The following is a 26,340-nucleotide window of genomic DNA, read 5'->3' as shown; positions in this document are numbered from 1 at the left end:
TGCGCGAAGCAGTCGTGGGGCGTTTTCGTTACGCCTTGCTTTTAATTAGTGGAAGTGCTCGGTCCCGGCCGGGGTGTCCTCCGGCATTTCGGCGTGCACGAGTTCCCCCGTCGGGTCGGCGAACAGCGGCGCGCCGCAGTCGTCGCAATACTCGACCACGTAGCGCTCGTTGATGCGCTTGACGTGGGTGACGCCGGCCTCGTTCAGGTAGGCGATGATCTCGTTGACCGGCGTGAGCGGCGGCGGCAGCGTGCCGCCGAAGCCCGCGCCTTCCATCGGGCTGCCTTCCTCGTCTTCCTGGCCGTACAGCGGCCAGACGATGCCGTACACCACTTCCGGACTCTGGCGCATGGTGAAGCCGACGCGGTATTCGTCGACCTGGCCGTCGGCCGCTTCTTCGCCGAAGCCGGCGATCACGGCGCGCAGGTCGGACGGCTCGACGTCGAGCGTGTTGGTCAGATAGTGCACGGCGGCGCGGATCGAGACCGGGCGGATCAGCTTGTCGGCTTCGCGGCAGGCGACGTAATAGGCTTCCGGCAGCAACAGCTCGACGCCGCAGCCCGGCAGCAGGCGCGCGACGTTGGCCGTGGCCTGGTCGCGCCAGGCCAGCAGCGCGTTGTTGCGCTCGGTCTCGAAGACGAGCTGGTGCTGCGGCTCCTGCCAGCGGAACAGCGGCGCGCCCGCCGGGGCGACGATGGCGACCAGCAGGTAGCGGGTGTCGGCCAGGAAAGGCGCCGTCTCGGGCGCACGCACGGCCGGCTTGATGCTGCTGCCCTTGTGCGCGGCCTGGGCCAGCTTGTGGGTCAGCGCATAGGTTTCGGCATGGCTGCGCGGCAGCTGGTCGATCGCGTACAGGGTCGGGGCCATCGCCATCCGCGTGCCTTCGGCCAGCAGGTGGGCCGAGAAGTGGGCCGACAGCGTGTTCAAGAGCTCTTGCGGAATGGTGCCGGAACCGATCGAAAAACGGGTCCAGGCCAGGATCGGCGCGGCCACCAGCAGGGCTTGCCAGGCAACATCCTTGCCGTCCTGCTGCTCCACCATGGTCGAGGATTCGCTGACCGCTTCGACGCCGTCCATCAGCACGTCATAGGCGGCGAGATCGTCCTTGAACAAGGCGTTGAGCGCGGCGTCGATGCTGTCCTGGTGGTTGGTCTTGAGCAGCTTTTGCAGTTGCGTATCCAGTTGCCGTTCCCAGGCCCGTTCTTCGACGCGGCTGGCGGACTGCACGATGGCTTGGGCAATGCTGGAGAGACGCTGGCTTTCTGCGGAGAGTTTGTGGGATGAATCTTTGGAGGGACGACGCATGGCGCTGAAAGAGTCTCTTTGTAAATAGGTGAGGGACGAAGTCCAAGGGAAGCACTGGTTTATTCTGGCGGATGGGATTGGCCATGGAAAAAAGCGGCCGGCAAGGCGCAAACCACAGCCATACCGTGTGGTATGGCGAGGATTTGCAACGCAGCAGGGCGTTTTTTTCCGGGCCAAGACGGCCGCCACGAATAAATCAGTACTTCCTAAAGGGTCATGATAAACCCATATCCCCGGTATTGTAGTTGATTCGGCCACATGCCACGAACACAACGGCAGTCCTGCCGTCAACGCGGACCCGCAGCTCGCCCCAGTTCTTGTTGTGTAAAGCGCACGTGCCCGCTGTTTTGCACGCGCGCTCAGCCATGATTCGCGTACAAAGCTTGCCAAGCTGGGCAATAAAAATCATAATGCGAATCGTTCTCATTAAATTTACGCGATCCGCGCCCCGGCGCCAGGACCTGACGGCACCCCAATAATATGAATAGCAAAGCAGCTCCAGCAGTGCAGCAAGCCACCTCTTTCATTCGCAGCCGCAAGCACGCACGCAGCGCGGCCCCTTGCCTGACCGGTTCCGCGCTGGCGGTGCTGGCGACGCTGGCGGCGCCGGCGGTGCAGGCCGAGGGCGGCTACAAGGACATCGATCCGGCGGTTCCCGTGGTCGAAATCAACGGTGCCGCGCACCGCGACGTGCAAACCCCGGTGATGTCGAGCTCGGACAAGTTCACCGCGCCGCTGCTCGATACGCCGAAGTCGGTCACCGTCATCGGCCAGGAAGTGATTTCCCAGACTGCCGCCGTGTCGCTGGCGGACGCGCTGCGCACTGTGCCGGGCATCACCATCGGCGCCGGCGAGGGCGGCAACCCGGTCGGCGACAACCTGTTCATCCGCGGCTACAACGCCCAGACCGACACCTACGTCGACGGTATCCGCGATTCCGGTTCGCAGTCGCGCGAAGTCTTCAACCTCGAGCAGGTCGAAGTCGTGAAGGGCCCGAACTCGGCCTACGGCGGCCGTTCCTCGGCCGGCGGCGGCATCAACCTGGTCAGCAAGAGCGCGCAGGCCGACAATTTCTCGAACGCCAGCGTCGGCGTCGGCAGCCACGACTACCGCCGCGTCACCGGCGACATCAACCGCACGCTGGGCAACAACGCCGCCTTCCGCCTGAACGTGATGGCGCACGAGAATAACGTGGCCGGCCGCGACGTCGTCGGTGGCGATCGCTGGGGCATCGCGCCGACGGTCACCTTCGGCCTGACCGGTCCGACCAAAGCGATCCTGAGCTATTACCACCTGACCACGAGCGAGATCCCGGACACCGGCATCCCGTTCAACAACCCGTTCTCGAGCGGCCCCAACGTCGCCCGCAACGGCAACGGCACCCCGGTCAACGTCGACCGTTCGACCTTCTACGGCCTGGCCAACCGCGACTTCCGCGACACCAAGACTGACATCGGCACCGTCGACCTGCGCCATGATTTCGGCGGCGGCCTGGTGCTGCGCAACGTGACGCGCTACGGCAAGTCGAAGAACGACTATGTCTGGACCCAGCCCGACGATTCGAAGGGCAACGTGATCCTTTACGATACCGTCTGGCGCCGCGCCAACACCCGCTTCACCGACACCGAGACGGCCGCCAACGCGACCAGCCTGTCGGGCAAGCTGGTCACCGCCGGCATCAAGCACAGCTACAACGTCGGCGTCGAGTTCAGCAAGGAAACCACCGAGCGCGGCACCTACGTCTTCACGCCGGGCACCAACAACCTGCTGACCAACAACACCGTCTGCGCGAGCTCGGGGCCGGCCACCGGCTACAACTGCGCGCCGCTGAACAACCCGAACCCGTACGATCCGTGGGTATACACCCGCAGCGTGGGGCCGGCCATGAACGAGATCGAGACCACCACCCGCGCCGTCTACGCTTTCGACACCATCGAATTCAATTCGCAGTGGATGCTGAACCTGGGAGTGCGCTGGGACGACTTCACGAGCAAACTGAACGTGAGCAACGCACCGGCCTCGAACGCCCGTGTCAGCAGCACCTTCGACACCTACCAGGCCGGCCTGGTGTTCAAGCCGTCCGCCAACGGCAGCATCTACGTCTCCTACGCCACCTCGGCCACCCCGCCGGGCAACGACGGCGGCGACGGCATCGATGGCCTGACCGTGGCGATCCAGAACCTGGAGCCGCAAACGAGCAAGAATTTTGAACTCGGCACCAAGTGGGAAGTGCTGAACGGGCGCCTGTCGCTGAACGCGGCCATCTTCCAGAGCAAGATGGATAATGCCCGCGTCACCTCGCCGGACGGCACCAGCCAGAACGTCGGCAAGAAGGACCTGAAGGGCGTCGAGCTGGGCTTCTCGGGCAAGCTGACCAATGCGTGGCAAGTGTTCGGCGGCTACACCTGGCTGGATGCGATCGTCAAGGACAACGGCTTCGTCAACGTGGCGCCGAGCGGCAGCCCGGCGGTGTACCAGCCGTCGCCGTACAACGGCAACGTGTTCCCGACCACGCCGAAGCAGAGCGCCTCGCTGTGGACCTCGTATGCGTTCACCAAGGACATCAGCGCCGGTATCGGCATGAACTATGTCGACAAGGTCTACGCCAACGTCAACAATACCAAGTACGCGCCGGGCTACACCCGCTTCGATGCGATGGCCAGCTACGCGGTCAACAAGAACGTGTCGCTCCAGCTGAACATCCAGAACCTGGGCGACAAGGTCTACTTCGACCGCCTGTCCTCGCCGCACTACGCGGGTGTGGGCGCCGGCCGGTCGGCGACCCTGACCGCGAACCTGAAGTTCTGATGGAGGGGCCTGGCTCCAGGCGACCAGTCATGAATTCGTAGTTTTGCACGGCCCTCCTGGCTTGAAGCGGGGAGGGCCGTGCTGTTTTCGAAAGGAAGCGACAAATGATGGTGCACATTCCCGGCGTCCTGAGCCCGGAACAGGTGGCGCAGATGCGCAAGCGCCTCGAAGAGACCGATTGGGTCGACGGCCGCGCCAGCGTCGGCCCGCAGGGTGCGCAAGTGAAACGCAACCGCCAGCTGGCCGAGGGTTCGCCGCTGGCCGTCGAGCTGGGTGGCATCGTCAGCGCGGCGCTGATGGCCCATCCGCTGTTCTTCTCATCGGTGCTGCCGCTGCGCATCCTGGCGCCTTATTTCAACAGCTATGGCGGCGGCGAGCACTACGGCCTGCACGTCGACGGCGCGATCCGTGCCCAGCGGCCCGGCATGCCGCCGGTGCGCGCGGACGTGTCGACGACCGTCTTTCTGAGCGAGCCGGAAGAGTACGAGGGCGGCGAGCTGGTCGTGGTCGACGCCTACGGCACCCACGAAGTGAAACTGCCGGCCGGCGACGCCATCGTCTACCCGGCGGGCAGCGTGCACCAGGTGCTGCCGGTCACGCGCGGCGAGCGCATCGCCTCCTTCCTCTGGACCCAGAGCATGGTGCGCGACGACGGCAGGCGCGCGATGCTGTTCGATCTCGATACCAACATCCAGAAGCTGCGCGGGACGTATGGGGAGTCGGATGCCACGGTCGGGTTGACCGGGCATTATCACAACCTGCTGCGGATGTGGGCGGAGGTGTGATCTCCGCCCACGCGCTACGTCAGAACGCGTAATCCACCCGCGCGTACATCGAGCGGCCGTTGATGCCGAACGGGCAGGTCTCCCAGCAGTGCGTAAAACCCATCTGCGGGAAGGGCGCGGCGCGCTCGGGATCCCAACGCGTCGGATAGGTGTCGAACAGGTTGTTCACGCCGGCCGAGACACCGAGCGCCTTGCTGAACGCATAGCGCGCCGTCAGGTCGACGATCCACTTCGCGTCCCAGGTCTGCACGAAAGGCGCCGTGAAGCCCTGGCCCTGCACCTCGCCGAAGTAGTTGGCGCGGCCGGTCACGTTCCAGGCGCCGACGGTGTAATCGGCGGCCACCACGTGGTGCTGGCGCGGCTGGCCACGCTCGATCAGCGTCACCTGGGCGTCGTCGAACAGCTGGACGCCGCTCAGCACCGGCGACTGCGAGTTCCGCGCCTTTACCTTGGTCTTGTTGAAGCCGAGCTGGCCCGACAGCACCAGGGTCGAGCCTTGCCCGCGCGTGGTGTGCTGGGCCACCAGGTCGAAGCCGTCGGTGGTGGTGTCGATCGCGTTGGTAAAGAATTGCGCCTGGCCCACGCGCAGCGGCGCCAGGAGCGCGCCGATCGGGCAGCGCACCGGATCCGTGCAGACATTGCCAGCCGCATCGGTTTCCGGAGCGATGTTGCTCGAGAAGACGATGCGGTCGTCGATGTTGGTGCGGTACAGGTCGGCGGTGACCGAGAAGTTCTTCGCCGGACGCAGGACCAGGCCGATGCTGGCGTTCTTCGAGGTTTCCTCCTTCAGGGGCGCGATGCCGAACGCCTGGGTCACGGCACTGTTCTCGCGCGCGGTGAGGGTCTCGGTCAGCACGCCTGCGTTGTTCAGGTTGGTCGAGACCGAGCTGTAGAACTTCTGCTGCACGCCCGGCGCGCGGAAACCGGTGGAGACGCTGCCGCGCACGCCGAGCACGGGCGAGGGGTCCCAGCGCGCGCTCAGCTTGCCCGTGGTGGTCGAGCCGAAGTCGGAATAGCGCTCGTAGCGCACCGCGCCACCGACCGAGACCTGCTCGCCGAACTTGCGCTCGAGGTCGAGGTAGAGGGCGATGTTGTGGCGCGCCTCGTCGACCTCGGTGCCGGGCGTGTAGCCGGGGAATCCCTGGATGCCCGAGGCGGCGATGCCCCCGGTGCGGTCGCGGATGATCTTGGCCGGGTTGTTGCTGCGCCCGTACTGGTAGGACACCGGGTCGCCGGCCTCGATCTCGTAGCCGTCGCGGCGCCATTCGAAGCCGGTCGCCACGTATAGCGGCGCGCCCGCCAGCTGGACCGGACCCTTGAAGTCGAGGTTGAAGGTGGTCTGGTTGAACTTCAACGCGCCGGTGTCGGCCTCGAGCGGCGACGCGCGCAGGTTGTCCTCGTACCAGTAGCTGACGTTGATCGAATTGCGCTCGTGGAAAGCCAGCTCGCTGCGGCCATGGTTGACGCTGGCGTCCATGCTCCATTCGCGGCCCAGCTCGTGCCGGTAGCCGAAGGCCAGCGAGGCGTCCTTCACCGTTGTGATGATGTTCGGCAGGTAGCCGTTCGGGTAGATCTCGGGCACGGTGCGCGCGTCCTCGGCCGGGCGGAAGAAGCCGCCCGAGTCGCCCTTGCGCCGCGAGGCGCCGCCGAACAGGTAGAACTCGCCGCCGGTGCTCGGCACCGGCAGGGCCGAGTTCAGCCACAGGTAGGCGTCCTTGGCGTTGCTGTCGCCGATGCGCTGGGTCACGCGCGGCGGATCGACGCGCAGCGTCCACGCCGGCGCGATTCGTCTCGTTGCGCTTGCGTCCTTCCAGCGACAGGTTCAGATAGCCGCCGTCGCCGCCCAGGGCGAAGCCCTTGTGCACGCTGGCGGCATAGTTGTCGCCGTCTCCCTCATCGGTGGTGCCGATGTTGGCGCTGAGCTGGCCAAGGTCCGCGCCTTTCTTCAGGATGATGTTGATGACGCCGGCGATCGCATCCGAGCCGTACTGCGCTGCCGCGCCGTCGCGCAGCACCTCGATGCTCTGGATTGCGGACAGGGGAATCGCGTTGATGTCGGTGCCGGCCGAGCCGCGCCCGATGGTCTGCTGCACGTTCACCAGCGCCTGCTGGTGGCGGCGCTTGCCGTTGATCAGGACCAGCAGCTGGTCGGGGCCGAGGCCGCGCAGGGTGGCGGGACGGATGATGTCGGTGCCGTCGCTGATGAAGGTGGTGCTGAAGTTGAAGGATGGGTCCAGGTCCTGCAGCACCTTGCCCAGTTCCTGCATCCCGGTCGACTGCATGTCCTTCAGGTTCACCAGGCCCACCGGCACCGCGGTGTCGAGCGCGGTCTTGGCCTGGGTGCGCGAGCCCAGCACGATCACCTGGGCCGTCGGTTCGGCTTCCTGGGCCAGCGCCGGCGCAAAGGCCGCCATGATCGCGGAAGCGAGCAGCGCGCGTCGTAAGTGTTGTTTCTTCATTATTGTTCGTCCCCTGTCTTTGTTACGCCGTCAATTGTGTCTATGTGTCATTTGTAACGACAACTCATCATAACTGGATGTTATGCGTTGGCAGGCGTTAGTTATGCTGCATGGAAAGCGTGGACAGGCTGCTACACCCGACAATTGTTGCCTTGACAAAGGCGGGCGTGCGAGGATGAGCGTTTCGAATTTCATTCGCTCCGATGACGCCCATCCTCGTCCCCATCCAGCTGTCCGATGCCCCGGCATTGCGCGACTTCGAGACCCGCAACCGCGCGTTTTTCGAGGCCACCATCAACGCCCGCCCGGCGGCCTACTACGACACCGGAGGTGTCGAGCAGGCCATCGTGCTGGCGCTCGAGGACGCGCGCTGCGACCGCGGCTACCAATACCTGCTCAAGGACGGGAAGGGGACGATACTTGGACGGGCGAACCTGGGCGGGGTGCGGCGCGCCCACTTCCATTCGGCAACGCTGGGCTACCGGATCGCGCAGTCCGAGTGCGGCAAGGGCCATGCCGGCGAAGCGGTGCGCCAGGTGCTGGCGATCGCCTTCGGCGAACTGGGTCTCGCCCGGCTCGAGGCCGACTGCCGGGTCGAAAACGCCGCCTCGGTGCGCGTCCTGCTACGCAACGGCTTCACGCAGTTCGGCCACTCGCGCCGCAGCTTCGCGCTGCATGGCGTGTGGTACGACAGGCTGCATTTCGAGCGCCATGCAGCGGGCTGAATGCGCTCAGCGGCGCAGCAGCAGCATGCGGGCGTAGATCAGGCGCACGCCGACGTGGATGACGGCGCCCACCAGCGCAAAAACACAGGCGGCGATCGTCGGCAACACGGCGCCGAAGGTCCAGGTCATGCCGAGCACGAAGCCGAGCACGTATTCGGCGCGGTAGATCGGGTAGAACAGGGCGATCACGGCCAGGGACAGGGCCATCATGTCGGTGGCGTCGTGCTGCCCGGCCGTAAACAAGATGGCGAGCGTGGCGCCGAACAGCAGGGCGCCGCCGAATGCGCCCCGGATGCGCGGCGCGCTGGCCGGATCGCCGGCGCGGCGGCGCTCGATGCGTCCGAGCAGGTACCAGGCGAGGAGGGGCAGGCTCAGGAGGCCCCACCAGTTCGACAGGGCAGGCATGCCGGGATCGGCCAGCAGGTGGTGGGCGGGCACGCCGCCGTCGAGGTGCTGCCAGCCCAGCAGCAAGGCCATGATGGCGGTGATGACGATCGTCGCGGTCGTACGCATGCGGCCTCCCTGTTTTGTGTGGGATCCATTTTCCTGATTATTGGTTCAGTTTCAAGAAAAACCGGGTATGCATGTCGCGCTGGCGCGCGTTGGCCTTGCCGGCAGCGCAAAACGCGCTCAGCCGGGTGTCGCCCAGGTGGACGTGGTCGTCGGCGCCGCCTCCGCCAGCGCCCTGCCTAACGCGCTCATGTCGGCGGGTTTCACGAAGTAGTGCTGGAAGCCGGCCGCCTTGGCGAGCACCTTGTCGTGTGCCTGCCCATAGCCTGTCAGGGCGATATACAGTGCGTCCCTGGTTCCGGGAATCCCGTGCAGCCGCCGCGACAGCTCGTAGCCATCCATGTCGGGCAGGCCGATATCCAGGATCAGGGCGTCCGGACGCAGGGTGTGCGCTTCCTCGAGGGCGCTTCGTGCGTTCTCGCGGATCGTCACGTCATGGCCTTGTGCCTGGAGCAGCGCTCCCAGCGATTCCGCCGCATCGGCATTGTCGTCGACGACCAGGATGTTCAATGGCCGCAGCGCACGCTCTTGCGCCGTGGCCGGGGCGAGGCCGTCGGCGTCCCCCCGTTCCCTGCTCAACATCGGAAGCGACAGCGTGAAGGTACTCCCCTTGCCGGGGCCCTCGCTTTTGGCGGTGACATTGCCGCCATGGAGCGTCACGATGCTCCTGACAAGCGCCAGGCCGAGCCCGAGGCCGCCCTGGGACCGGTCCGGCGTGCGTTCCGCCTGCGTGAACAAATCGAATACATGCGGTACGAGCTGCGCATCCATGCCGATGCCGTCGTCGGCAACGCTGATGCAGACGCAGGGCGCTTGCACTTCCATGCAGAGCAGCAGATGACCGCCCATCGGCGTGTATTTCGCCGCATTGTTCAACAGGTTCGTCAACACCTGGATCAGGCGCGTGCGGTCGCCCAGCACGAGGACATCGTCCGGCGCGAGGCGCACGGTGAACGCATGCTGTCGCGAGTCGATCAGCGGCGTCGACTGCTCGATCGCGCTATGGATGACCTCCTTGACGCCGAGCGCCGACTTTTCGATGGACACCAGGTCGCGCGTCACGCGCGACACGTCCAGCAAGTCGTCGACCAGGTCGGTCATGTGCCTGACCTGCCGCGAGATAATCGCGCTATATTTCTTGATCGTGTTCTTGTCGGGGCTGGCGACCGCCAGCAGGTTGGCCGCCGTACTGATCGGCGCCAGCGGATTGCGCAGTTCATGCGCGAGCATGGCGAGAAATTCGTCCTTGCGCCGATTCGCCGCTTCCAGGTCCTCTTCCGCTTCGCGCTGGATGGTGATGTCGGTGTTCGTGCCGAACCAGCGGATGATTTGCCCGTGCTGGTCGCGGATCGGTACCGCCCGCGACAGGAACCAGCGGTATTCGCCATTGGCGCTGCGCAACGGGAACAGGTCTTCCCACGCGACCTGTTGCTCGACGATCTGGCTGCGGTACTTGGCCTTGGCCGCTTCCACGAAGTCGGGATGGTGCACCTGTTCCCAGCCCCATCCGCGCATCTCTTCCAGTGTCGTGCCGGTGTACTCGAACCAGCGGTTGTTGTACCAGAAAATGGCGCCGTCGCTGTCGGCCATCCAGGCCAGCTGCGGGATGTTTTCCGCCAGGGTGCGAAACTGCACTTCGCTTTCCTTGAGCGCCGACTGGGCCTTCCTGATCTCGCTGATGTCGAGGATATAGGAGACGCCTTCCTCCCTGTTGCCCCGGTAGTTGGCGGCGCCCACATACACTGGCAGGCGGCTGCCGTCCTTCCTGAGGTATTCCTTCTCGAACGCTTCCACGCTGCCCGTCGACTGCAGGATCTCCAGGCTCTTCCTGTCCACGTCTTCCCACTCGGGCGGCGTCAGGTCGCGCCAGGACAGGCCGTTGCGTTCGAAGTCCTCGCGCGAATAACCGAGCATTCGCAGGAACGCGTCATTCGCCTTGACGATGCTGCCGTCGTAACGATACTGCATTACCCCGATGACGTTCGAATCGGTAATGGTCTTGAACTGGAACTCGGTGCGTTGCCGTGCTTCTTCCGCCAGTTTCTGTTGCGTGATGTCGAGGGCGACGCCCGGCATCCACGCAGGCTGTCCATCGGCGCCGACATCGATCTTGCCGCGTGCATGGATGTAGCGGATGCCGCCGTCCCGGAGACACAGGCGGAACTGGTATTGGTAGGGCTTGCGCGTGCCGAGCGACTCTGCAACATGCGCCTGGACCCCCGCGAGATCGTCGGGATGGATGGGAGCGAGATAGGCCTCCAGCGGACCGCCCCTGGCGTCCTGCTCGGAGATCTCGAACAGCTTCGCGAAGTTGCAATCGGCAAAGACGCGGTCGGCCTGGATGTCCCAGGTCCAGGTGCCGATTTCCGCGGCGCTCAAGGTGCCTTCGAGCCGCAGTTGCGCGTCCTGCAGTTGTGCGCGCAGGACTTTCTGGGCATGGATATCGGTGCAGGTGCCGATCCAGCGTTCGATCAGGCCAGCCCGGTTCCGGACCGGCAGGGCGCGCGCCAGCACCCAGTGATACTCGCCCGAGCGATGCCGCAAGCGGTACTCGATGTCGTAGGGCTCGCCGGTGGCAAGGCTGTGTTCCCAGGCTTGCGTGGTGCGCGGCAGGTCGTCGGGATGCAATATGGATCCCCAATTCTGGCCGATGGTGGCCCCGACCGGCATGCCGGAAAATTCATAATGTTGCCGGTTGTAGTAATCGTGATAACCGTCCGGCAGGGCTGACCAGACCATCTGCGGCATGGCATCGGCGATCAGGCGGAAGCGGGCTTCGCTTTCCTCGACTGCCTGCTGCTTCAACACATGTTCCGTGACGTCTTCGACGCTATGGATGATGTAGGCGACTTCGCCCGTCGGACCGAATATGGGGCTGTTGAGCGGCTTCCAGTACCGGACCTCGAATTCCCCCTCGGCCGAATCCGGTATGGGAATATCGTATTTTTGCAAGGGCATGGCGTCGGCGCACCGGTTCTGCAGTACCCGCATCAGCGACGCACGCAGGTTGCGGGTGCCGGTCGCCGTGGGATCGGCGGGATTGTCCGGAAAGACGTCGAAAAGGTGTCGTCCCAGGATCTGTTCCCGCGTCGTCAGCGTTGCGCGCAGGCGTGCCTCGTTGGCGGCGACCATGATGAAGTCGGGCGTCAGGACCAGGTAGGGAACCGGTGTTGCATCGAACAACAGCCGAAAATCCGGCTCGGCCCCATCAAGCAAGTCAGCACCTGTGGCCATATTGCAAGTCCTTCGATCGCATCGCACGTGCCCCCGTTCGATCTCGTCTTGAAGTGGAACAATGATAAGTGGATTTGCAAATGGCGTCGCGCCCGATTGTGTGGAAGCAGGGGCGGCTTGCCGCCAGCCCGGTGGGAAGCGCTCGATAGGGCGGCCCAGCCAATCAGGCGAGCTCAATAGAAGCGTATGATCGTTCCATGGGCTGTCAGCCTGAAGCCGGTTCGATCTATTGCTTAAGGAGAACAATCATGCGCGTTTTCATATTGGCGGCAGCAAGTGCACTGTGCCTGATTGGATGTGCGACCCCACAAGACCGGGCACTGGCCCAGCAAGCGCAAGTGGAACGCATGATGGCCGAATACGGGCCCGCATGCGCGCAGGTGGGTTTTACGCCGGACACCGACCCCTGGCGGGAATGCATCCTCCGGTCGGCCGGGCAGGACGGCCGTGCACGCGGGGGCGTATCGACCTCCATTTTCGGCGGCCTGGGAAGTGGCGGGCGCAGTGGCATCGGTATCGGCATCGGCATCGGACGCTAGCGAACGCGAAAGAGGGAAGAAAGAAAAAAGGCCGGAACCTTTGCAGGTTCCGGCCTTTTTGTCGCTCGTTCAGGCTCCCCAGCGGGGGCGCCTGACGGCGCTTTTGTTACTGCATTACGCAGCCAGCAGCTGGCGCAGCACGAACGGCAGGATGCCGCCATGCTTGTAGTAGTCGACTTCGATCGGGGTGTCGATACGCAGCAGCACTTGCACTTCCTGGGTCTCGCCGTTTTCGCGGTGGATCACCAGGGTCGCCAGTTGTTGCGGCTTGATCTCGCCTTCCAGGCCCTTCAGGTCGTAGGTTTCCTTGCCGGTGATGCCCAGGGTTTCGACGCTGTCGTTGCCGATGAACTGCAGCGGCAGCACGCCCATGCCGACCAGGTTCGAGCGGTGGATACGCTCGAAGGAACGCACGATGACGGCCTTCACGCCCAGCAGCTGGGTGCCCTTGGCTGCCCAGTCGCGCGACGAGCCGGTGCCGTACTCTTCGCCGCCGAACACCATGGTCGGGGTGCCTTCGGCCACGTACTTCATGGCCGCGTCGTAGATCGACATCTGTTCGCCGGTCGGCTGGTGGATCGTGATGCCGCCTTCGACTGCGGAACCGTCGGCCTTCGGCGGGATCATCTTGTTCTTGATACGCACGTTGGCGAAGGTGCCGCGCATCATGATCTCGTGATTACCGCGGCGCGAGCCGTAGGAGTTGAAGTCGGCCTTCAGCACGCCGTGATCCTTCAGCCACTTGCCTGCAGGACCGTCTTCCTTGATCGAACCGGCCGGCGAGATGTGGTCGGTGGTGATCGAGTCGCCGAACACGCCCAGCGCGCGGGCGCCGGTGATGCCGGTGGCGGCCGCTTTCGGGGTCATCTCGAAGTCGGCGAAGAACGGCGGTTCGGCGATGTAGGTCGATTCCGGCCAGTTGTAGACTTGGCCTTCGGTCGACGACACGCGTTCCCACAGTGCGCCCGGGTTGCCCTTGACGTCGGCGTAGTTCTTCTTGAACACTTCCGAGTTCATCGCGAAGCGCATCAGTTCGCCCACTTCCTGCGACGACGGCCAGATGTCGCCCAGGTAGACGTCGACACCGTTGGTGTCCTTGCCGACCGGCTCGGTCATCAGGTCGCGGGTCATGTTGCCGGCGATCGCGTAAGCGACGACCAGCGGCGGCGAGGCCAGGAAGTTCGAACGGATGTTCGGGTGGATACGCGCTTCGAAGTTACGGTTGCCCGACAGGACGGCGGCGGCGATGATGTCGTTCGACGTGATCGCTGCGTTCAGTTCCGGGGTCAGGTCGCCGGCGTTGCCGATGCAGGTGGTGCAGCCGTAGGCGGTCACGCCGAAGCCCAGCTTTTCCAGGTAGGGCAGCAGGCCGGCGGCGGTCAGGTACTCGGTCACGACGCGCGATCCCGGCGCCAGCGAGGACTTGATGTGCGGAGCGACGGTCAGGCCGCGCTCGACGGCTTTCTTGGCCAGCAGGCCGGCAGCCAGCAGCACGCTCGGGTTCGAGGTGTTGGTGCACGAGGTGATGGCGGCGATCAGGACGTCGCCGTTCTTCACGCGCACGCCGTTGGTGGTCTCGTAGACCTTCGACAGGTCTTCGGCCGACTTGTTGAAGCCGTTCTCGGTGGTCGGCTTGCTGAACAGTTCGGTGAAGGTGTTCTTCACGTGGCCCAGCTCGATACGGTCCTGCGGACGCTTCGGACCCGCCAGCGACGGGGTGACGGTCGACAGGTCGAGGGTCACGACGCGGGTGTAGTCGATCTCGCCTTCCTGCGGGATGCCGAACATGCCCTGGGCCTTGTAGTAGTTCTCGAAGGCAGCCAGTTCTTCTTCGGTACGGCCGGTGCCGCGGAAGTAGTCGACGGTCGCTTCGTCCACCGGGAAAAAGCCCATGGTCGCGCCGTATTCCGGGGCCATGTTGCCGATGGTGGCGCGGTCGGTGGTCGACAGCGAACGGGTGCCTTCGCCGAAGAATTCGACGAACTTGCCGACGACTTTTTCCTTGCGCAGCAGTTCGGTGATGGTCAGCACCAGGTCGGTCGCGGTGCAGCCTTCGCGCAGCTTGCCCTTCAGGTTGACGCCGATGACGTCCGGGGTCAGGAAGTAGACCGGCTGGCCCAGCATGCCCGCTTCCGCTTCGATGCCGCCCACGCCCCAGCCGACGACGCCGACGCCGTTGATCATGGTGGTGTGCGAGTCGGTGCCGACCAGGGTGTCCGGGTAGTAGGTGTCGCCATTCTTCATGACGCCACGTGCCAGGTATTCCAGGTTGACCTGGTGGACGATGCCGAAGCCCGGCGGCACGACGCCGAAGGTGTCGAATGCCTGCATGCCCCACTTCATGAACTGGTAGCGCTCGTTGTTGCGCTGGAATTCCAGTTTCATGTTCAGGTCCAGCGCGCCCGGCTCGCGGAAGTGGTCGATGGTGACCGAGTGGTCGACCACCAGGTCGACCGGCACCAGCGGCTCGATCTTCTTCGGATCGGCGCCGGTCTTGGCGGCGACGTTGCGCATCGCGGCCAGGTCGGCCAGCAGCGGCACGCCGGTGAAGTCCTGCAGCACGACGCGGGCGACGACGAACGGGATCTCGTCGGTACGCTCGGCGGTCGCGCCCCAGTTCGCCAGCTGGCGGACGTGTTCTTCGGTGACCTTCTTGCCGTCGCAGTTACGCAGAACGGACTCGAGGACGATACGGATCGACACCGGCAGGCGCGACAGGTTCACGCCCAGGCTTTCGCCCAGCGCCGGCAGCGAATAGAACTGGCCGGACTGGCCGCCCGCGAGCGGGAAGTCCTTCAGCGTGTTCAGGGTGTTGCGAGACATAAGCTCTCCTTCAGTAGGGGTCTCTTGTTATTGCTTCAGTACGACGTAATCAGCAACGGTAGGGTAACGCGCAGTATTGGCGCTTCTGTGTGTCAGCTTTTCTTTTCCTCCAGCCCGGCCGTGACGAGCGGCTTGGCCTGGTCGGCGTTCTTGCATTCGTTGGCCAGCTGGCGGTTCAGCTTCGAGTCGAGCAGGATGCCCTTCGACGGGATGCCGATCCAGACCAGGCCGTAGTTCTTGTTCTCGAAACGCAGCGCGCCGGTGGTGGTGCCCACCCGCGCCAGGCGGTGCAGGCGCTTCTTCCAGCGCAGCGCGATGTTCGAGTCGTCCTTCTCGTTCGTGTAGATCGTGATCTTGTTGCCCAGCTCGCAGGCGTAGTCGGTGACCCGGGTGTCGGTGATGTCCGGTTCCGGCTCGTCGATAGGAGAAGTAGCCGCAGCAGCAGCGGCTGCCGCCCCTGCTGCTGCTGCCCCTGCGGCGGCTTTCTTCGCCTTCGAGGACTTGGTCTTTGCCTTCGACTTGAGGACGTCGGCGGCTTTCGGGTGGTTCTTTTCGGGGGCTGCCGATGCCGGCGCGGCGCACAGGCCGAAAGCCGCGAGCACGAAGGTGCCGGCGGCGAGGAGGTGTTTGACTGGGGTGGCCATCAGTTGGATTCCGTTTGGTTGACGATTGCCGTCGCGGATTCGGGCAGCGCCAGGCCGGCCAGCTTCGCGCGCTGCAAAACGGTCCAATAATATCGGTAGCTGGCGCGGTCATGCAAGCGCCCATGCTGAGCGATCGGTCCCCAGTTCACGGCCATCGCTTCCTGCAGGATGTTGGTGGCTTCGTTCACCTCCGACAGCCGCGGCGTGAACGCCTTCAGGATCGGCTTGATCTGGTCCGGATGGATGCTCCACATGCGCGTGAAACCGAATTCGGCGCCAGCGCGTTGTGCGTCGTTTGCCACAACCGCGCTGTCCTTGATCTCGGTCGTCACATTATGCGAGGCGACCTTGCCGTGCGCATGACATGCCGCAACCATTTCCAGCTTGGCGCGGACAACTAATGGATGCGAAAACTGTCCCGGAGTGCGCATCGCGCTCGCCGGCACCGCGCCGTAGTGGGCGGAGACGAAATCCATGATGCCGAAGGACAGGCATTCGACCTGGGGCAGGGCGGCGATATCGTAGGCTTCGCGCAACGCGCCATGGGTTTCGATCAGCACGTGCACCGGCAGCGCCGCGCGCCCGGCCGGCACCGCGGCGCGGTTGATCACCTCCAGGGCGCGCCGCACGTCGGCCACGCCGTTCGGCTTGGGCAGGACCACGTAGGCCAGGCGGTTCGCGGCGGCGCCGACGATGGTGGCGACGTCCTGTTCGAAGAAGGGGCTGTCGATGTCGTGCAGGCGCACGCCGATGCGGTTGTGGCGGTTGTCCTCGCTGTTCACCAGATCGGCGACGAGCTGGGCGTGCGCGGCCTCGTTGCCGGCGGCGGCGCCGTCCTCGCAATCGAAGGTGATGTCGAACAGGGGACCAAGCTCTTGTTGCAGGGTCATCGACTTGCGCATCAGCTTCTCGGAGCCGCAATAGTGGTCGCAGGCGGGAAGCAGGAGCGGCTGGCGTTTGCCCTGGAATAAAACCTCGGAAGGATGCATGTATATATCGGTAGAGACGCTGGCGGGAAATGAAGAAGCCGCCGCGCCCTGTTCAGGGGCACGGCGGCTGCGGCGCACGGTCGGCTTGGCCGGTTCCATGGACGCCGCGTCGTAGTTAGGCCAGCAGGTGTGCCACGCCTTCACGCTCTTCAGTCAGTTCCTTCAGCGTGAGGTTGATGCGCTCTTGCGAGAACTCGTCGATCTCCAGGCCCTGGACGATCTTGTACTCGCCGTTTTCGGTGGTGACCGGGAAGCCGAACATCACGCCTTCCGGGATGCCGTACGAACCGTCCGACGGGATGCCCATGGTGGTCCACTTGCCGTTGGTGCCCAGCACCCAGTCGCGCACGTGGTCGATCGCTGCGTTGGCGGCCGAAGCTGCCGACGAGGCGCCGCGCGCGTCGATGATGGCGGCGCCGCGCTTGCCGACGGTCGGCAGGAAGGTGTCGCGGTTCCAGGCGTCGTCGTTGATCATGTCCTTGACCGACTGGCCGTCGACGGTGGCGAAGCGGTAGTCGGCGTACATGGTCGGCGAGTGGTTGCCCCAGACGACCATCTTCTCGATCGCGCCGACCGGCTTGCCGGCCTTGGCGGCCACTTGCGACAGGGCGCGGTTGTGGTCCAGGCGCAGCATCGCGGTGAAGTTCTTGGCCGGCAGGTTCGGGGCCGACTTCATGGCGATGTAGGCGTTGGTGTTGGCCGGGTTGCCGACGACCAGCACTTTCACGTTGCGCGAAGCGACGGCGTCCAGCGCCTTGCCCTGCACGGTGAAGATCTGTGCGTTCGCTTCCAGCAGGTCCTTGCGCTCCATGCCGGGGCCGCGCGGACGGGCGCCGACCAGCAGGGCGACGTCGGCATCCTTGAAGGCGGTCATCGGGTCGCTATGGGCGGTCATGCCGGCCAGCAGCGGGAATGCGCAGTCGTCGATTTCCATCATGACGCCCTTGAGCGCCTTCTGTGCCTTCTCGTTGTCGATCTCGAGCAGCTGCAGGATGACCGGCTGGTCCTTGCCCAGCATGTCGCCGTTGGCAATGCGGAACAGCAGGGAATAGCCGATCTGGCCGGCTGCGCCGGTGACGGCAACGCGCATTGGGGTTTTAGCCATGATGAATCTCCAAAAGTGGGAATGAAAACGGTCGAAGCCGAGGATACGCCTGTTCGGGAAAACTGCAATGATACCAAAACCGCACCGCGTCCAATTGGGCAGCGGCGGCCGCGCGGCGCTTTTCGCCGGAGCGCGGCCAGCGGCGTGCTGGCGTCCGATCGACCGCGAGTGTAGTCCTCGGTAGTTCTACCTGTCAATTGATATCATATGTCTTATATAAGACACATGTCATTGCCATGCATACACTGGACGGGGCAGTGCTTTTGTGGTGAAATCGCGGTCTATGAATCCTGTCTCGTCCAACCCGCCCAGCGACGGCACAAGCGGCAACGGCTCGCCTTCGTTCCGCCCGCTGTACCAGCAAATCAAGGCGCTGATCACCCAGAGCCTGCAAGCGGGCGAGTGGAAGCCCGGCGAACTGATGCCCAGCGAAGTCGAACTGGCAGCCCGCTTCAAGGTCAGCCAGGGCACGGTGCGCAAGGCGATCGATGAGCTCGCGGCCGAAAACCTGGTCGTGCGCCGGCAAGGGAAGGGCACCTTCGTTGCCACCCACCACGAAGAGCGCGCCCACTTCCGTTTCCTCAAACTGATGCCCGACGAGGGCGTTCCCCACCATCCCGACAACCGCATCGTCGAGGTCAAGCGCATCCGTGCGCCGGCCGAGGTCGCCCGTTTGCTCGAGCTGAAGTCGGGCGACGCCGTGGTCTACATCAAGCGCGTCCAGTCCTTCGACGGCGCGCCGACGATCCTGGAAGAGCTGTGGCTGCCGGGCCAGCTGTTCAAGGGGCTGACCGCGGAACGCCTGGTCGAGTACAAGGGTCCCATGTATGGATTGTTCGAATCCGAATTCGGCACGCGCATGATCCGCGCGACCGAGAAGATTCGCGCGGTCGGCGCCGACAGCGCGGCCGCGGAGTATTTGCAGGTGGCCGAAGGCACCCCGCTGCTGTGCGCGGACCGGGTCTCGTTCACCTATGGCGACAAGGCAGTGGAATTGCGGCGCGGATTGTATCTGACCGCGAAGCATCATTACCAGAACGAGTTGTCGTAAGGCGTAGCGGTTTTCGTAGGGTGGGCACCCGTGCCCACGCGGAACGGGGATCATTGTTGGCCCAACGACGATTCGTACAAATGGCAAACCCGCAGCGGTGCGGGGATGCCCCGATCACGGTCCCGGCGCCGCGAACGGATGTGATGTGACCGCCGCCCGAGCGTGCCGGCGCACGTAACGCGTGGGCACGGAGTGCCCACCCTACGGGGCGCCGCGAAGGAATTTGCCAGGGCCAGGTCGGTCCCGGCAGCAATCGCTTCATGCGATTAAAATATGTTGGTTTGGAGAAAGCGCCGAACAAAACCCTGTTCCTCGCGCTGCATCCTGATAATCGGGCTTCGGTTATTGGTGCGGATCAAAAAATCGGCGAAAATTAAGGGTTATTTAAATTTTGTCAGTTAAGGAGGTGTTGTATGTCCGAAGCCATAACAAAGCAGCAAAAGAGGGGGCAGCCGATTCGTAATGTCAACATTACCGACATCACGATGAACTATCGCCAGCCGCCCTCGGCGATTGTGTCGATCCTGCACCGCATCAGCGGGTTCGCCATGTTCCTGATGCTGCCTTTCCTGCTCTACCTGCTGCAGGAAAGCCTGCGCTCGGAGATTTCCTTCGCCCACTTCGCCGGTGTGGTCGACAACGTCTTCGTCAAGATCATCCTGCTCGGCCTGTCCTGGGCCTACCTGCACCACTTCACCGCCGGCATCCGCCACCTGTTCATGGACAACCACATGGCCCTGGACAAGGACGCGGCGCAGAAGACCGCACGCTGGGTGCTGGTCATCAGCCTGGCGCTGACCCTGATCGTCGGCCTGAAACTGTTTGGAGTATTCTAATCATGGCAACCAAGAATAATATCGGCCCGCGCCGCCTCGTCGTCGGCGCACACTACGGCGTCAAGGACTGGCTGGCGCAACGCGTCACCGCGATCGTGATGGTGGTCTACACCGTCATCCTGCTGGGCACCTTCCTGACCGCACAGAATTTCACCTACGAAGGCTGGGCTTCGCTGTTCTCGCGCCAGTGGTTCAAGCTCTTCACGGCTGTCACCTTCTTCGGCCTGTTCTACCACGTGTGGGTGGGCGTCCGTGACATCTGGATGGACTACGTCAAACCGGCCGGCATCAAGCTGGCCCTGCAGATCGCCACCGTGCTCGTGCTGATTGCCTACGCCGTGTGGACTGTGCAAATTCTCTGGAGCGTGTAATCGTGGCAGCAATCAATACTGCAATCCCCACCCGTCAATTCGATGTGGTCATCGTTGGCGCCGGTGGTTCCGGCCTGCGCGCCGCACTGCAACTGACCGAAGCCGGCCTGAACGTGGCCGTGCTGTCGAAGGTGTTCCCGACCCGTTCGCACACCGTGGCGGCGCAGGGCGGCATCGGCGCTTCGCTGGGCAACATGAGCGAAGACGACTGGTACTGGCACATGTTCGACACCGTCAAGGGCTCGGACTACCTGGGGGACCAGGACGCCATCGAATTCATGTGCCGCGAAGCACCGAAGGTCGTCTACGAGCTGGAACACTTCGGCATGCCGTTCGACCGCAATCCGGACGGCACCATCTACCAGCGTCCGTTCGGCGGCCACACCGCCAACTTCGGCGAGAAGCCGGTGCAGCGCGCCTGCGCGGCCGCCGACCGTACCGGCCACGCCCTGCTGCACACCCTGTACCAGCGTAACGTCCGTTCGCGCACCCACTTCTTCGTCGAATGGCAGGCCCTGGACCTGGTCCGCAACGCCGACGGCGACGTGCTGGGCGTGGTCGCCCTCGAAATGGAAACCGGCGACGTCATGATGCTGCAGGCGAAGACCACCATCTTCGCCACCGGCGGCGCCGGCCGTATCTTCGCCGCGTCGACCAACGCCTTCATCAACACCGGCGACGGCCTGGGCATGGCGGCGCGCGCCGGCATCCCGCTGCAGGACATGGAGTTCTGGCAGTTCCACCCGACCGGCGTGGCCGGCGCGGGCGTGCTGATCACGGAAGGCGTGCGCGGCGAAGGCGGCATCCTGATCAACTCGAACGGCGAGCGCTTCATGGAGCGCTATGCGCCGACCCTGAAGGACCTGGCGCCGCGCGACTTCGTCTCGCGCTCGATGGACCAGGAGATCAAGGAAGGCCGCGGCGTCGGCCCGAACAAGGACCACGTCCTGCTCGACCTGCGTCACATCGGCGCCGACACCATCAAGAAGCGCCTGCCGTCGATTCTCGAGATCGGCCACAAGTTCGCCAACGTCGACGCGACCAAGGAACCGATCCCGGTCGTCCCGACCATCCACTACCAGATGGGCGGCATCCCGACCAACATCCACGGCCAGGTCGTCACCCCTGACGGCACCGGCGGCCAGAAGGTCGTCAACGGCCTGTACGCGATCGGCGAATGCTCGTGCGTCTCGGTGCACGGCGCGAACCGCCTGGGCACCAACTCGCTGCTCGACCTGGTCGTCTTCGGCCGCGCCGCCGGCAACCACATCGTCGGCCAGAACCTGAAGGCGCAGGGCAACCGCGCGCTGCCGAAGGACTTCGCCGACTACGCGCTGGACCGCCTGAACCGCCAGGAAACCTCGACCGGCGGCGAAAAGGTGCAGCACGTCGCCAACGACATCCGCGCCACGATGCAGAAATACTGCGGCGTGTTCCGTACCCAGGAACTGATGGACCAGGGCGTCAGGGAAATCATGAAGCTCGACGAGCGCCGCAAGCACGTCTCGTTCAAGGACAAGTCGAAGGTGTTCAACACCGCCCGCATCGAAGCGATCGAGCTGGACAACCTGATCGAAGTGGCCAAGGCGACCATCGTCTCGGCAGCGGCGCGCAAGGAATCGCGCGGCGCCCACGCCCACAGCGACTTCCCGGAACGCGACGACCAGAACTGGATGAAGCACACCCTGTTCTACTCGGAAGGCAACCGTCTCGACTACAAGCCGGTCGTGACCAAGCCGCTGACGGTCGATACCTTCAAACCGAAGCCACGTACGTTCTGATCCACGCAACATTATTGATGAGGACGGGGCACAAGCTCCCGTCCTGACTAGATAGGTAAAACATGGCACGCACAGTCCACCTGAAGATCTACCGCTACGATCCGGACAAGGATACGAAGCCTTACATGCAAGACGTCACCGTCGAATTGAAAGACACCGACAAGATGCTGCTCGACGCACTGCAGCGCATCAAGTCCGACGTCGACGACTCGCTGGCCCTGCGCCGCTCCTGCCGCGAAGGCGTCTGCGGTTCGGACGCGATGAACATCAACGGCAAGAACGGCCTGGCCTGCACCACCAACCTGAACGAGCTGAGCCAGCCGATCGTGCTGCGTCCTCTGCCGGGCCTGCCGGTGGTGCGCGACCTGATCGTCGACATGACCAACTTCTTCAAGCAGTATCACTCGATCAAGCCGTTCCTGATCAACGACTCGATCAAGCCGGAGAAGGAACGCCTGCAGTCGCCGGAAGAGCGCGAAGAGCTCGACGGCCTGTACGAGTGCATCCTGTGCGCCTGCTGCTCGACTTCCTGCCCGTCGTTCTGGTGGAACCCGGACAAGTTCGTCGGTCCGGCCGGCCTGCTGCAGGCCTACCGCTTCATCGCCGACTCGCGCGACGAAGCCACCAACGAGCGCCTGGACAACCTGGAAGACCCGTACCGCCTGTTCCGCTGCCACTCGATCATGAACTGCACGGACGTCTGCCCGAAGGGCCTGAACCCGAACAAGGCAATCGGCAAGATCAAGGAATTGCTGGTTCGCCGGGCGATCTAAGGTCCTGGCTGCTGCGGCCGGCGCCGTATTGCCGGCCGTGGAGCGGTGGGTTCGAGAACCCACCCTACGAACCCCGGCAACGGAACCGTAGGGTGGGCAGGTCTCCTGCCCACGCGTTCAGCCAGCGGTAGATCCGCCACGCATCGTAGGGTGGGTTCTTGAACCCACGCGGTACGAAGCAAGCGCACCATTGCGCGTGCAATCGGACACATCCGTCCGTGTAGGTAACAAGCAGGGCGAACAGTCAAGCGTCCGTCCCGCGTCGCAAAAATCGGATATCCTCCGCCTGATTGCGCCCATTGTATTGTCATAAATACAGTAGAAATACGGTACTGCCGAATGACGGCAGCCGGAGTATAGTGTTGACCCAACAAGGGACTCTAGTGTGAAAGCACAGCAAAACCCGCAGCACATCACGCATCAATCCGACCCCACCAACCGTGCCCGCCTGCGCTGGCGTGCACGCCGGGGATTGCTCGAGAACGATCTGATCCTCACGCGCTTCCTGGATGCGCACGAAGAGGAGCTGACCGACGAAGAGGTCGATGCGCTGACCCGCTTGCTGGACCTGGCGGACAATCCGCTGATGGACCTGCTGCTGGGCCGCGCCGAGCCCGAAGGGGACGTCGACCTGCCGCATGTGCGCGCCCTGGTGGCGCGCCTGCGCGAAGCGTAAGCGAAACCCGGTTTCGTTTTATATTTTGTAGATCCACTCCCAAGAAGGAAGTGCCATGAATATCTCTGATACCAAAGCCACACTGTCGTTCTCGGACGGCAGCCCATCGGTCGACATGCCGATTTACAAAGGCTCGATCGGCCCGGACGTCATCGACATCCGCAAGCTGTACGGCCAGACCGGCAAGTTCACCTATGATCCTGGCTTCATGTCGACTGCCTCGTGCAATTCGAGCATCACCTACATCGACGGTGACAAGGGCGAGCTGCTGTACCGCGGCTACCCGATCGAACAGCTGGCAGTGAACTGCGACTTCCTGGAAACCTGCTACCTGCTGCTGAACGGCGAACTGCCGAACGCCGAGCAGAAGGCCAAGTTCGAGAACACCGTGACCCGTCACACGATGATTCACGAGCAGATGAACTTCTTCTTCCGCGGCTTCCGCCGCGACGCGCACCCGATGTCGGTGCTGGTCGGCACCGTCGGCGCCCTGGCCTCGTTCTACCACGACTCGCTCGACATCAACGATCCGGAACAGCGCGAAATCTCCGCGATCCGCCTGATCGCCAAGATGCCGACCCTGGTCGCGATGGCCTACAAGTACTCGATCGGCCAGCCGTTCGTGTACCCGCGCAACGACCTGTCGTACAGCGCCAACTTCATGTACATGATGTTCGCCAACCCGTGCGAAGAGTACAAGGTCAACGACGTGCTGGTGCGCGCTCTGGACCGCATCCTGATCCTGCACGCCGACCACGAGCAGAACGCATCGACCTCGACCGTCCGCCTGGCCGGTTCGTCGGGCGCGAACCCGTTCGCCTGTATCGCCGCCGGCATCGCCTGCCTGTGGGGCCCTGCCCACGGCGGTGCGAACGAAGCCGCACTGACCATGCTGAAGGAAATCGGCTCGGTCGAGAACATCCCGGCCTTCATCGAGAAGGTCAAGGACAAGAACTCGGGCGTGAAGCTGATGGGCTTCGGTCACCGCGTCTACAAGAACTTCGACCCGCGCGCCAAGCTAATGCGCGAAACCTGCCACGAAGTGCTGAACGAACTGGGCCTGCAGGACGACCCGCTGTTCAAGCTGGCCATGGAACTGGAACGCATCGCCCTGGAAGACGAATACTTCGTGTCGCGCAAGCTGTACCCGAACGTCGACTTCTACTCGGGCATCGTGCAGTCGGCCCTGGGCATCCCGGTCTCGCTGTTCACCGGTATCTTCGCAATGGCCCGTACGATCGGCTGGATTGCGCAGTGGAACGAAATGATTGCCGATCCGGAACAGAAGATCGGCCGTCCGCGCCAGCTGTTCGTCGGTTCGCCGGTGCGTGACGTGCCGGCCATGGACAAGCGCTGATTTTCACGCTGCGTCATCAGGAAGCGGGCTGCGGCCTAATGCCAGTCAGTTAAGCTGACTGGCATTTTTCATTGGAAACTTGGATCTGCACTGTTTGACGACTCTGGGATAGGACCGCGTTCGACGTTCTGGCAAGAGATAGGCGCGTGCCTGCTCGCGTAGCAGTGCCAGACGCTTGGGGAAGGTGCCAGGCGTTTGCAGAGGCCAGTGGTACAGGGCCGTGGTAATGGCCAGGGCCAGCCACTGGAAGCTTAGGCGTTGTGGCGGTACGTGTAGTTCATCGGCCATTTGGGCAATTTCATGGCGCAGCAGGTTGTAGGCGATGAGCGTGCCCCATACTTCCTGGCGTACCAGCGCAGGCAACTTGCTGCGCAGTGTCGTCGCATTCTTCTGCATGCCTTGTTTGATTTCCCTGAAACCCAATTCGATCTCCCAGCGCTGCATGTAGTGCGCAACGATCTCACGCGCTGGAAAACGGTGCGCGTCCCACAGAGAGGTAAGGTACTGCCGGCGCTCTCCACCAACCATGCAGGTAATGAGTCGTGCTTGCCAATGCGATGGCAAATCCGGTCGCTGCTTGCGTGCCTGCTGGGATACCTCGAAACTCACCAGGCAGTCGTCAGGGGCAAACTGGCAGACCACTTCATAACGCAATCCGCTTCTAGCCCGCATGAGCCAATGTCTTTGCTCACCTGCCTGCTGCCAGTCCAGAAGAAGGGTTGCCGAGAGATAGGCACGATCGAAGATCGTCAACGATCCATCTGGCACCTTATGCATTAGTGATTTGGCAAAGCTCAGCTCTGAGGTGCCATAGTCGCCAAACTCGGCAGCGCGGATCAGGTGAGTGTAGGTGTCCATCAAGCAGACTGCGCGCAATTGTGGCCAAGCGCCTTTGCAATGCGCGTTCGAGCCTCGGCCAAACTTTTCACCGTTGGCTGGTGTGTCGGGCAGCGACCACACCACGCCGTCGACGGCGTAACTGCGCAACCCATGAAACAGCCCTTGTTCAGGTATGGCAGTGCTCCCCCAGCAGCTTGCCAAGCGTTCGAACAACCATGCCATCGGTGCCTCACCAAGGCGCTCTCGCCCTGCTACAGCAGCACTGGGCACGGGAGCACTGGGTGTCGGGCCCTCGGCCAAATCGAGCTGCTGGACGATATGCCAGATCGGTTCATTGCGAAACAGAGCCAGGCCGATGACCAGCCAGACCATGCGTTCGGCCGGCAAGCGCCGCCGCCGCAATGACACTGTCCTGGTCTGCTGCAAGGCTTCGTCGATCCAGGCTGGATCGATCAGGCTGGCGAAGCGTTCAAACTCATGCGGTGCCAGCTCAGCCGCATAGTCCAGGTCAAGTTGGAGAGCCATAATAAAAAACGGATTCACGTTGATCGTGAATCCGTTTTAGCTCAAACCGCCGACTGGTCAATGCCTTAAGTGACCGGCATTAGGCTGCGGCCCGCTTTTTTATTGTCAAGCCGGCACGGGTGGTGTTGACGGAATGGGCAGGGGGGATATACTGGGCTCTTGTGCGGCTGATCGAATCGCACGCGTTGTGGGAGGTGGGTTCGA

General features: G+C 63.6%; 20 protein-coding genes and 1 pseudogene. 11 read left to right on the top strand and 10 right to left on the bottom strand.

Annotation, left to right across the window (positions count from 1 at the left end; all coding sequences use genetic code 11):
- Nucleotides 1–45: 45 nt before the first annotated feature.
- Nucleotides 46–1,305, bottom strand: coding sequence for a DUF2863 family protein (locus tag ACFOPH_RS11740; protein ID WP_379735405.1), 1,260 nt, complete (start codon nt 1,303–1,305; stop codon nt 46–48).
- Nucleotides 1,306–1,809: 504 nt separating this feature from the next.
- On the opposite strand from ACFOPH_RS11740, the gene ACFOPH_RS11735 reads away from it, so the two are divergent.
- Together ACFOPH_RS11735 and ACFOPH_RS11730 are read left to right on the top strand one after the other, a co-directional pair.
- Complete coding sequence (locus ACFOPH_RS11735) at nt 1,810–4,113, top strand: TonB-dependent receptor (RefSeq protein ID WP_379735403.1); 2,304 nt, start codon at nt 1,810–1,812, stop codon at nt 4,111–4,113.
- A 104-nt stretch (nt 4,114–4,217) separates the two neighbouring features.
- Nucleotides 4,218–4,898: a Fe2+-dependent dioxygenase gene (locus ACFOPH_RS11730; protein ID WP_379735401.1), complete on the top strand. Its 681-nt coding sequence runs from the start codon at nt 4,218–4,220 to the stop codon at nt 4,896–4,898.
- 19 nt (nt 4,899–4,917) lie between these two features.
- Here ACFOPH_RS11730 and ACFOPH_RS11725 read toward each other — a convergent pair whose 3' ends face one another.
- Nucleotides 4,918–6,645, bottom strand: coding sequence for a TonB-dependent receptor plug domain-containing protein (locus ACFOPH_RS11725; protein ID WP_379735399.1), 1,728 nt, complete (start codon nt 6,643–6,645; stop codon nt 4,918–4,920).
- A 274-nt stretch (nt 6,646–6,919) separates the two neighbouring features.
- Nucleotides 6,920–7,165, bottom strand: a pseudogene (locus ACFOPH_RS11720) (TonB-dependent receptor plug domain-containing protein); the annotation flags it as partial.
- Nucleotides 7,166–7,560: 395 nt separating this feature from the next.
- Here ACFOPH_RS11720 and ACFOPH_RS11715 point away from each other — a divergent pair.
- Nucleotides 7,561–8,082 carry a GNAT family N-acetyltransferase gene (locus ACFOPH_RS11715; RefSeq protein ID WP_379735397.1) on the top strand — a complete coding sequence of 174 codons (522 nt, stop codon included), beginning with the start codon at nt 7,561–7,563 and terminating at the stop codon, nt 8,080–8,082.
- A gap of 6 nt (nt 8,083–8,088) precedes the next feature.
- On the opposite strand, the gene ACFOPH_RS11710 is transcribed toward ACFOPH_RS11715, so the two are convergent.
- Both ACFOPH_RS11710 and ACFOPH_RS11705 read right to left on the bottom strand, forming a co-directional pair.
- The gene (locus tag ACFOPH_RS11710; protein ID WP_379735395.1) at nt 8,089–8,595 is read right to left on the bottom strand and encodes a hypothetical protein; all 507 of its coding nucleotides are present in this window, start codon (nt 8,593–8,595) and stop codon (nt 8,089–8,091) included.
- Nucleotides 8,596–8,712: 117 nt separating this feature from the next.
- Nucleotides 8,713–11,808 (bottom strand): hybrid sensor histidine kinase/response regulator, encoded by a 3,096-nt coding sequence (locus ACFOPH_RS11705; RefSeq protein WP_379735393.1) that lies wholly within the window; start codon nt 11,806–11,808, stop codon nt 8,713–8,715.
- Nucleotides 11,809–12,074: 266 nt separating this feature from the next.
- Between ACFOPH_RS11705 and ACFOPH_RS11700 the strand changes: the two genes are divergently transcribed.
- Complete coding sequence (locus ACFOPH_RS11700; RefSeq protein WP_379735391.1) at nt 12,075–12,365, top strand: hypothetical protein; 291 nt, start codon at nt 12,075–12,077, stop codon at nt 12,363–12,365.
- Nucleotides 12,366–12,479: 114 nt separating this feature from the next.
- Here the strand turns inward: ACFOPH_RS11700 and acnA are convergent, their stop codons facing one another.
- The 4 genes from acnA to ACFOPH_RS11680 all read right to left on the bottom strand — a co-directional run bounded on the left by acnA (nt 12,480) and on the right by ACFOPH_RS11680 (nt 17,926).
- On the bottom strand, nt 12,480–15,188 hold the full coding sequence (gene acnA / locus ACFOPH_RS11695) for an aconitate hydratase AcnA (RefSeq protein ID WP_379735389.1): 2,709 nt from the start codon (nt 15,186–15,188) through the stop codon (nt 12,480–12,482).
- Nucleotides 15,189–15,280: 92 nt separating this feature from the next.
- Complete coding sequence (locus tag ACFOPH_RS11690) at nt 15,281–15,832, bottom strand: hypothetical protein (RefSeq protein ID WP_379735387.1); 552 nt, start codon at nt 15,830–15,832, stop codon at nt 15,281–15,283.
- Nucleotides 15,832–16,821 (bottom strand): HpcH/HpaI aldolase/citrate lyase family protein, encoded by a 990-nt coding sequence (locus tag ACFOPH_RS11685; protein WP_379735385.1) that lies wholly within the window; start codon nt 16,819–16,821, stop codon nt 15,832–15,834. Before ACFOPH_RS11685 ends, ACFOPH_RS11690 begins: the two co-directional genes overlap by 1 nt.
- Nucleotides 16,822–16,936: 115 nt before the next feature.
- Nucleotides 16,937–17,926, bottom strand: a complete 990-nt coding sequence (locus tag ACFOPH_RS11680) for a malate dehydrogenase (RefSeq protein ID WP_312548897.1) — start codon at nt 17,924–17,926, stop codon at nt 16,937–16,939.
- 283 nt (nt 17,927–18,209) lie between these two features.
- On the opposite strand from ACFOPH_RS11680, the gene ACFOPH_RS11675 reads away from it, so the two are divergent.
- From ACFOPH_RS11675 to gltA, 7 genes are all read left to right on the top strand, one after another.
- Complete coding sequence (locus tag ACFOPH_RS11675; RefSeq protein ID WP_312548896.1) at nt 18,210–18,977, top strand: GntR family transcriptional regulator; 768 nt, start codon at nt 18,210–18,212, stop codon at nt 18,975–18,977.
- A 413-nt stretch (nt 18,978–19,390) separates the two neighbouring features.
- A complete protein-coding gene (gene sdhC / locus ACFOPH_RS11670; RefSeq protein ID WP_312548894.1) occupies nt 19,391–19,813 on the top strand; it encodes a succinate dehydrogenase, cytochrome b556 subunit in 423 nt (140 codons plus the stop codon).
- 2 nt (nt 19,814–19,815) lie between these two features.
- Nucleotides 19,816–20,184: a succinate dehydrogenase, hydrophobic membrane anchor protein gene (gene sdhD / locus ACFOPH_RS11665; protein ID WP_312548893.1), complete on the top strand. Its 369-nt coding sequence runs from the start codon at nt 19,816–19,818 to the stop codon at nt 20,182–20,184.
- A 2-nt stretch (nt 20,185–20,186) separates the two neighbouring features.
- Nucleotides 20,187–21,965 carry a succinate dehydrogenase flavoprotein subunit gene (sdhA, locus tag ACFOPH_RS11660; RefSeq protein WP_312548891.1) on the top strand — a complete coding sequence of 593 codons (1,779 nt, stop codon included), beginning with the start codon at nt 20,187–20,189 and terminating at the stop codon, nt 21,963–21,965.
- Nucleotides 21,966–22,027: 62 nt separating this feature from the next.
- A complete protein-coding gene (locus ACFOPH_RS11655) occupies nt 22,028–22,738 on the top strand; it encodes a succinate dehydrogenase iron-sulfur subunit (RefSeq protein WP_312548890.1) in 711 nt (236 codons plus the stop codon).
- 385 nt (nt 22,739–23,123) lie between these two features.
- Nucleotides 23,124–23,414: an FAD assembly factor SdhE gene (locus ACFOPH_RS11650; protein WP_379735381.1), complete on the top strand. Its 291-nt coding sequence runs from the start codon at nt 23,124–23,126 to the stop codon at nt 23,412–23,414.
- Nucleotides 23,415–23,469: 55 nt separating this feature from the next.
- Entirely contained in the window at nt 23,470–24,771 is a 1,302-nt protein-coding gene (gltA, locus tag ACFOPH_RS11645; protein ID WP_313703276.1) for a citrate synthase, read from the top strand.
- 45 nt (nt 24,772–24,816) lie between these two features.
- On the opposite strand, the gene ACFOPH_RS11640 is transcribed toward gltA, so the two are convergent.
- Nucleotides 24,817–26,154 (bottom strand): IS4 family transposase, encoded by a 1,338-nt coding sequence (locus ACFOPH_RS11640; RefSeq protein WP_379732757.1) that lies wholly within the window; start codon nt 26,152–26,154, stop codon nt 24,817–24,819.
- Nucleotides 26,155–26,340 lie beyond the last annotated feature (186 nt).

Source organism: Massilia haematophila, assembly GCF_042647645.1.
Taxonomy (GTDB): Bacteria; Pseudomonadota; Gammaproteobacteria; order Burkholderiales; family Burkholderiaceae_D; genus Telluria; species Telluria haematophila.
The sequence above is the reverse complement of the archived record's forward strand: the minus strand, read 5'-3'. Positions and strand labels throughout refer to the sequence as shown.

Bases quoted from the DNA above. Each gene is read 5' to 3' on its own strand.
- ACFOPH_RS11690 (WP_379735387.1), bottom strand. From the start codon at position 15,832: ATGGCCACCCCAGTCAAACACCTCCTCGCCGCCGGCACCTTCGTGCTC.
- ACFOPH_RS11710 (WP_379735395.1), bottom strand. From the start codon at position 8,595: ATGCGTACGACCGCGACGATCGTCATCACCGCCATCATGGCCTTGCTG.
- ACFOPH_RS11685 (WP_379735385.1), bottom strand. From the start codon at position 16,821: ATGCATCCTTCCGAGGTTTTATTCCAGGGCAAACGCCAGCCGCTCCTG.
- ACFOPH_RS11715 (WP_379735397.1), top strand. From the start codon at position 7,561: ATGACGCCCATCCTCGTCCCCATCCAGCTGTCCGATGCCCCGGCATTG.
- ACFOPH_RS11655 (WP_312548890.1), top strand. From the start codon at position 22,028: ATGGCACGCACAGTCCACCTGAAGATCTACCGCTACGATCCGGACAAG.
- ACFOPH_RS11700 (WP_379735391.1), top strand. From the start codon at position 12,075: ATGCGCGTTTTCATATTGGCGGCAGCAAGTGCACTGTGCCTGATTGGA.
- sdhC (WP_312548894.1), top strand. From the start codon at position 19,391: ATGTCCGAAGCCATAACAAAGCAGCAAAAGAGGGGGCAGCCGATTCGT.
- acnA (WP_379735389.1), bottom strand. From the start codon at position 15,188: ATGTCTCGCAACACCCTGAACACGCTGAAGGACTTCCCGCTCGCGGGC.
- ACFOPH_RS11680 (WP_312548897.1), bottom strand. From the start codon at position 17,926: ATGGCTAAAACCCCAATGCGCGTTGCCGTCACCGGCGCAGCCGGCCAG.
- ACFOPH_RS11675 (WP_312548896.1), top strand. From the start codon at position 18,210: ATGAATCCTGTCTCGTCCAACCCGCCCAGCGACGGCACAAGCGGCAAC.
- ACFOPH_RS11730 (WP_379735401.1), top strand. From the start codon at position 4,218: ATGATGGTGCACATTCCCGGCGTCCTGAGCCCGGAACAGGTGGCGCAG.
- sdhD (WP_312548893.1), top strand. From the start codon at position 19,816: ATGGCAACCAAGAATAATATCGGCCCGCGCCGCCTCGTCGTCGGCGCA.
- ACFOPH_RS11740 (WP_379735405.1), bottom strand. From the start codon at position 1,305: ATGCGTCGTCCCTCCAAAGATTCATCCCACAAACTCTCCGCAGAAAGC.
- gltA (WP_313703276.1), top strand. From the start codon at position 23,470: ATGAATATCTCTGATACCAAAGCCACACTGTCGTTCTCGGACGGCAGC.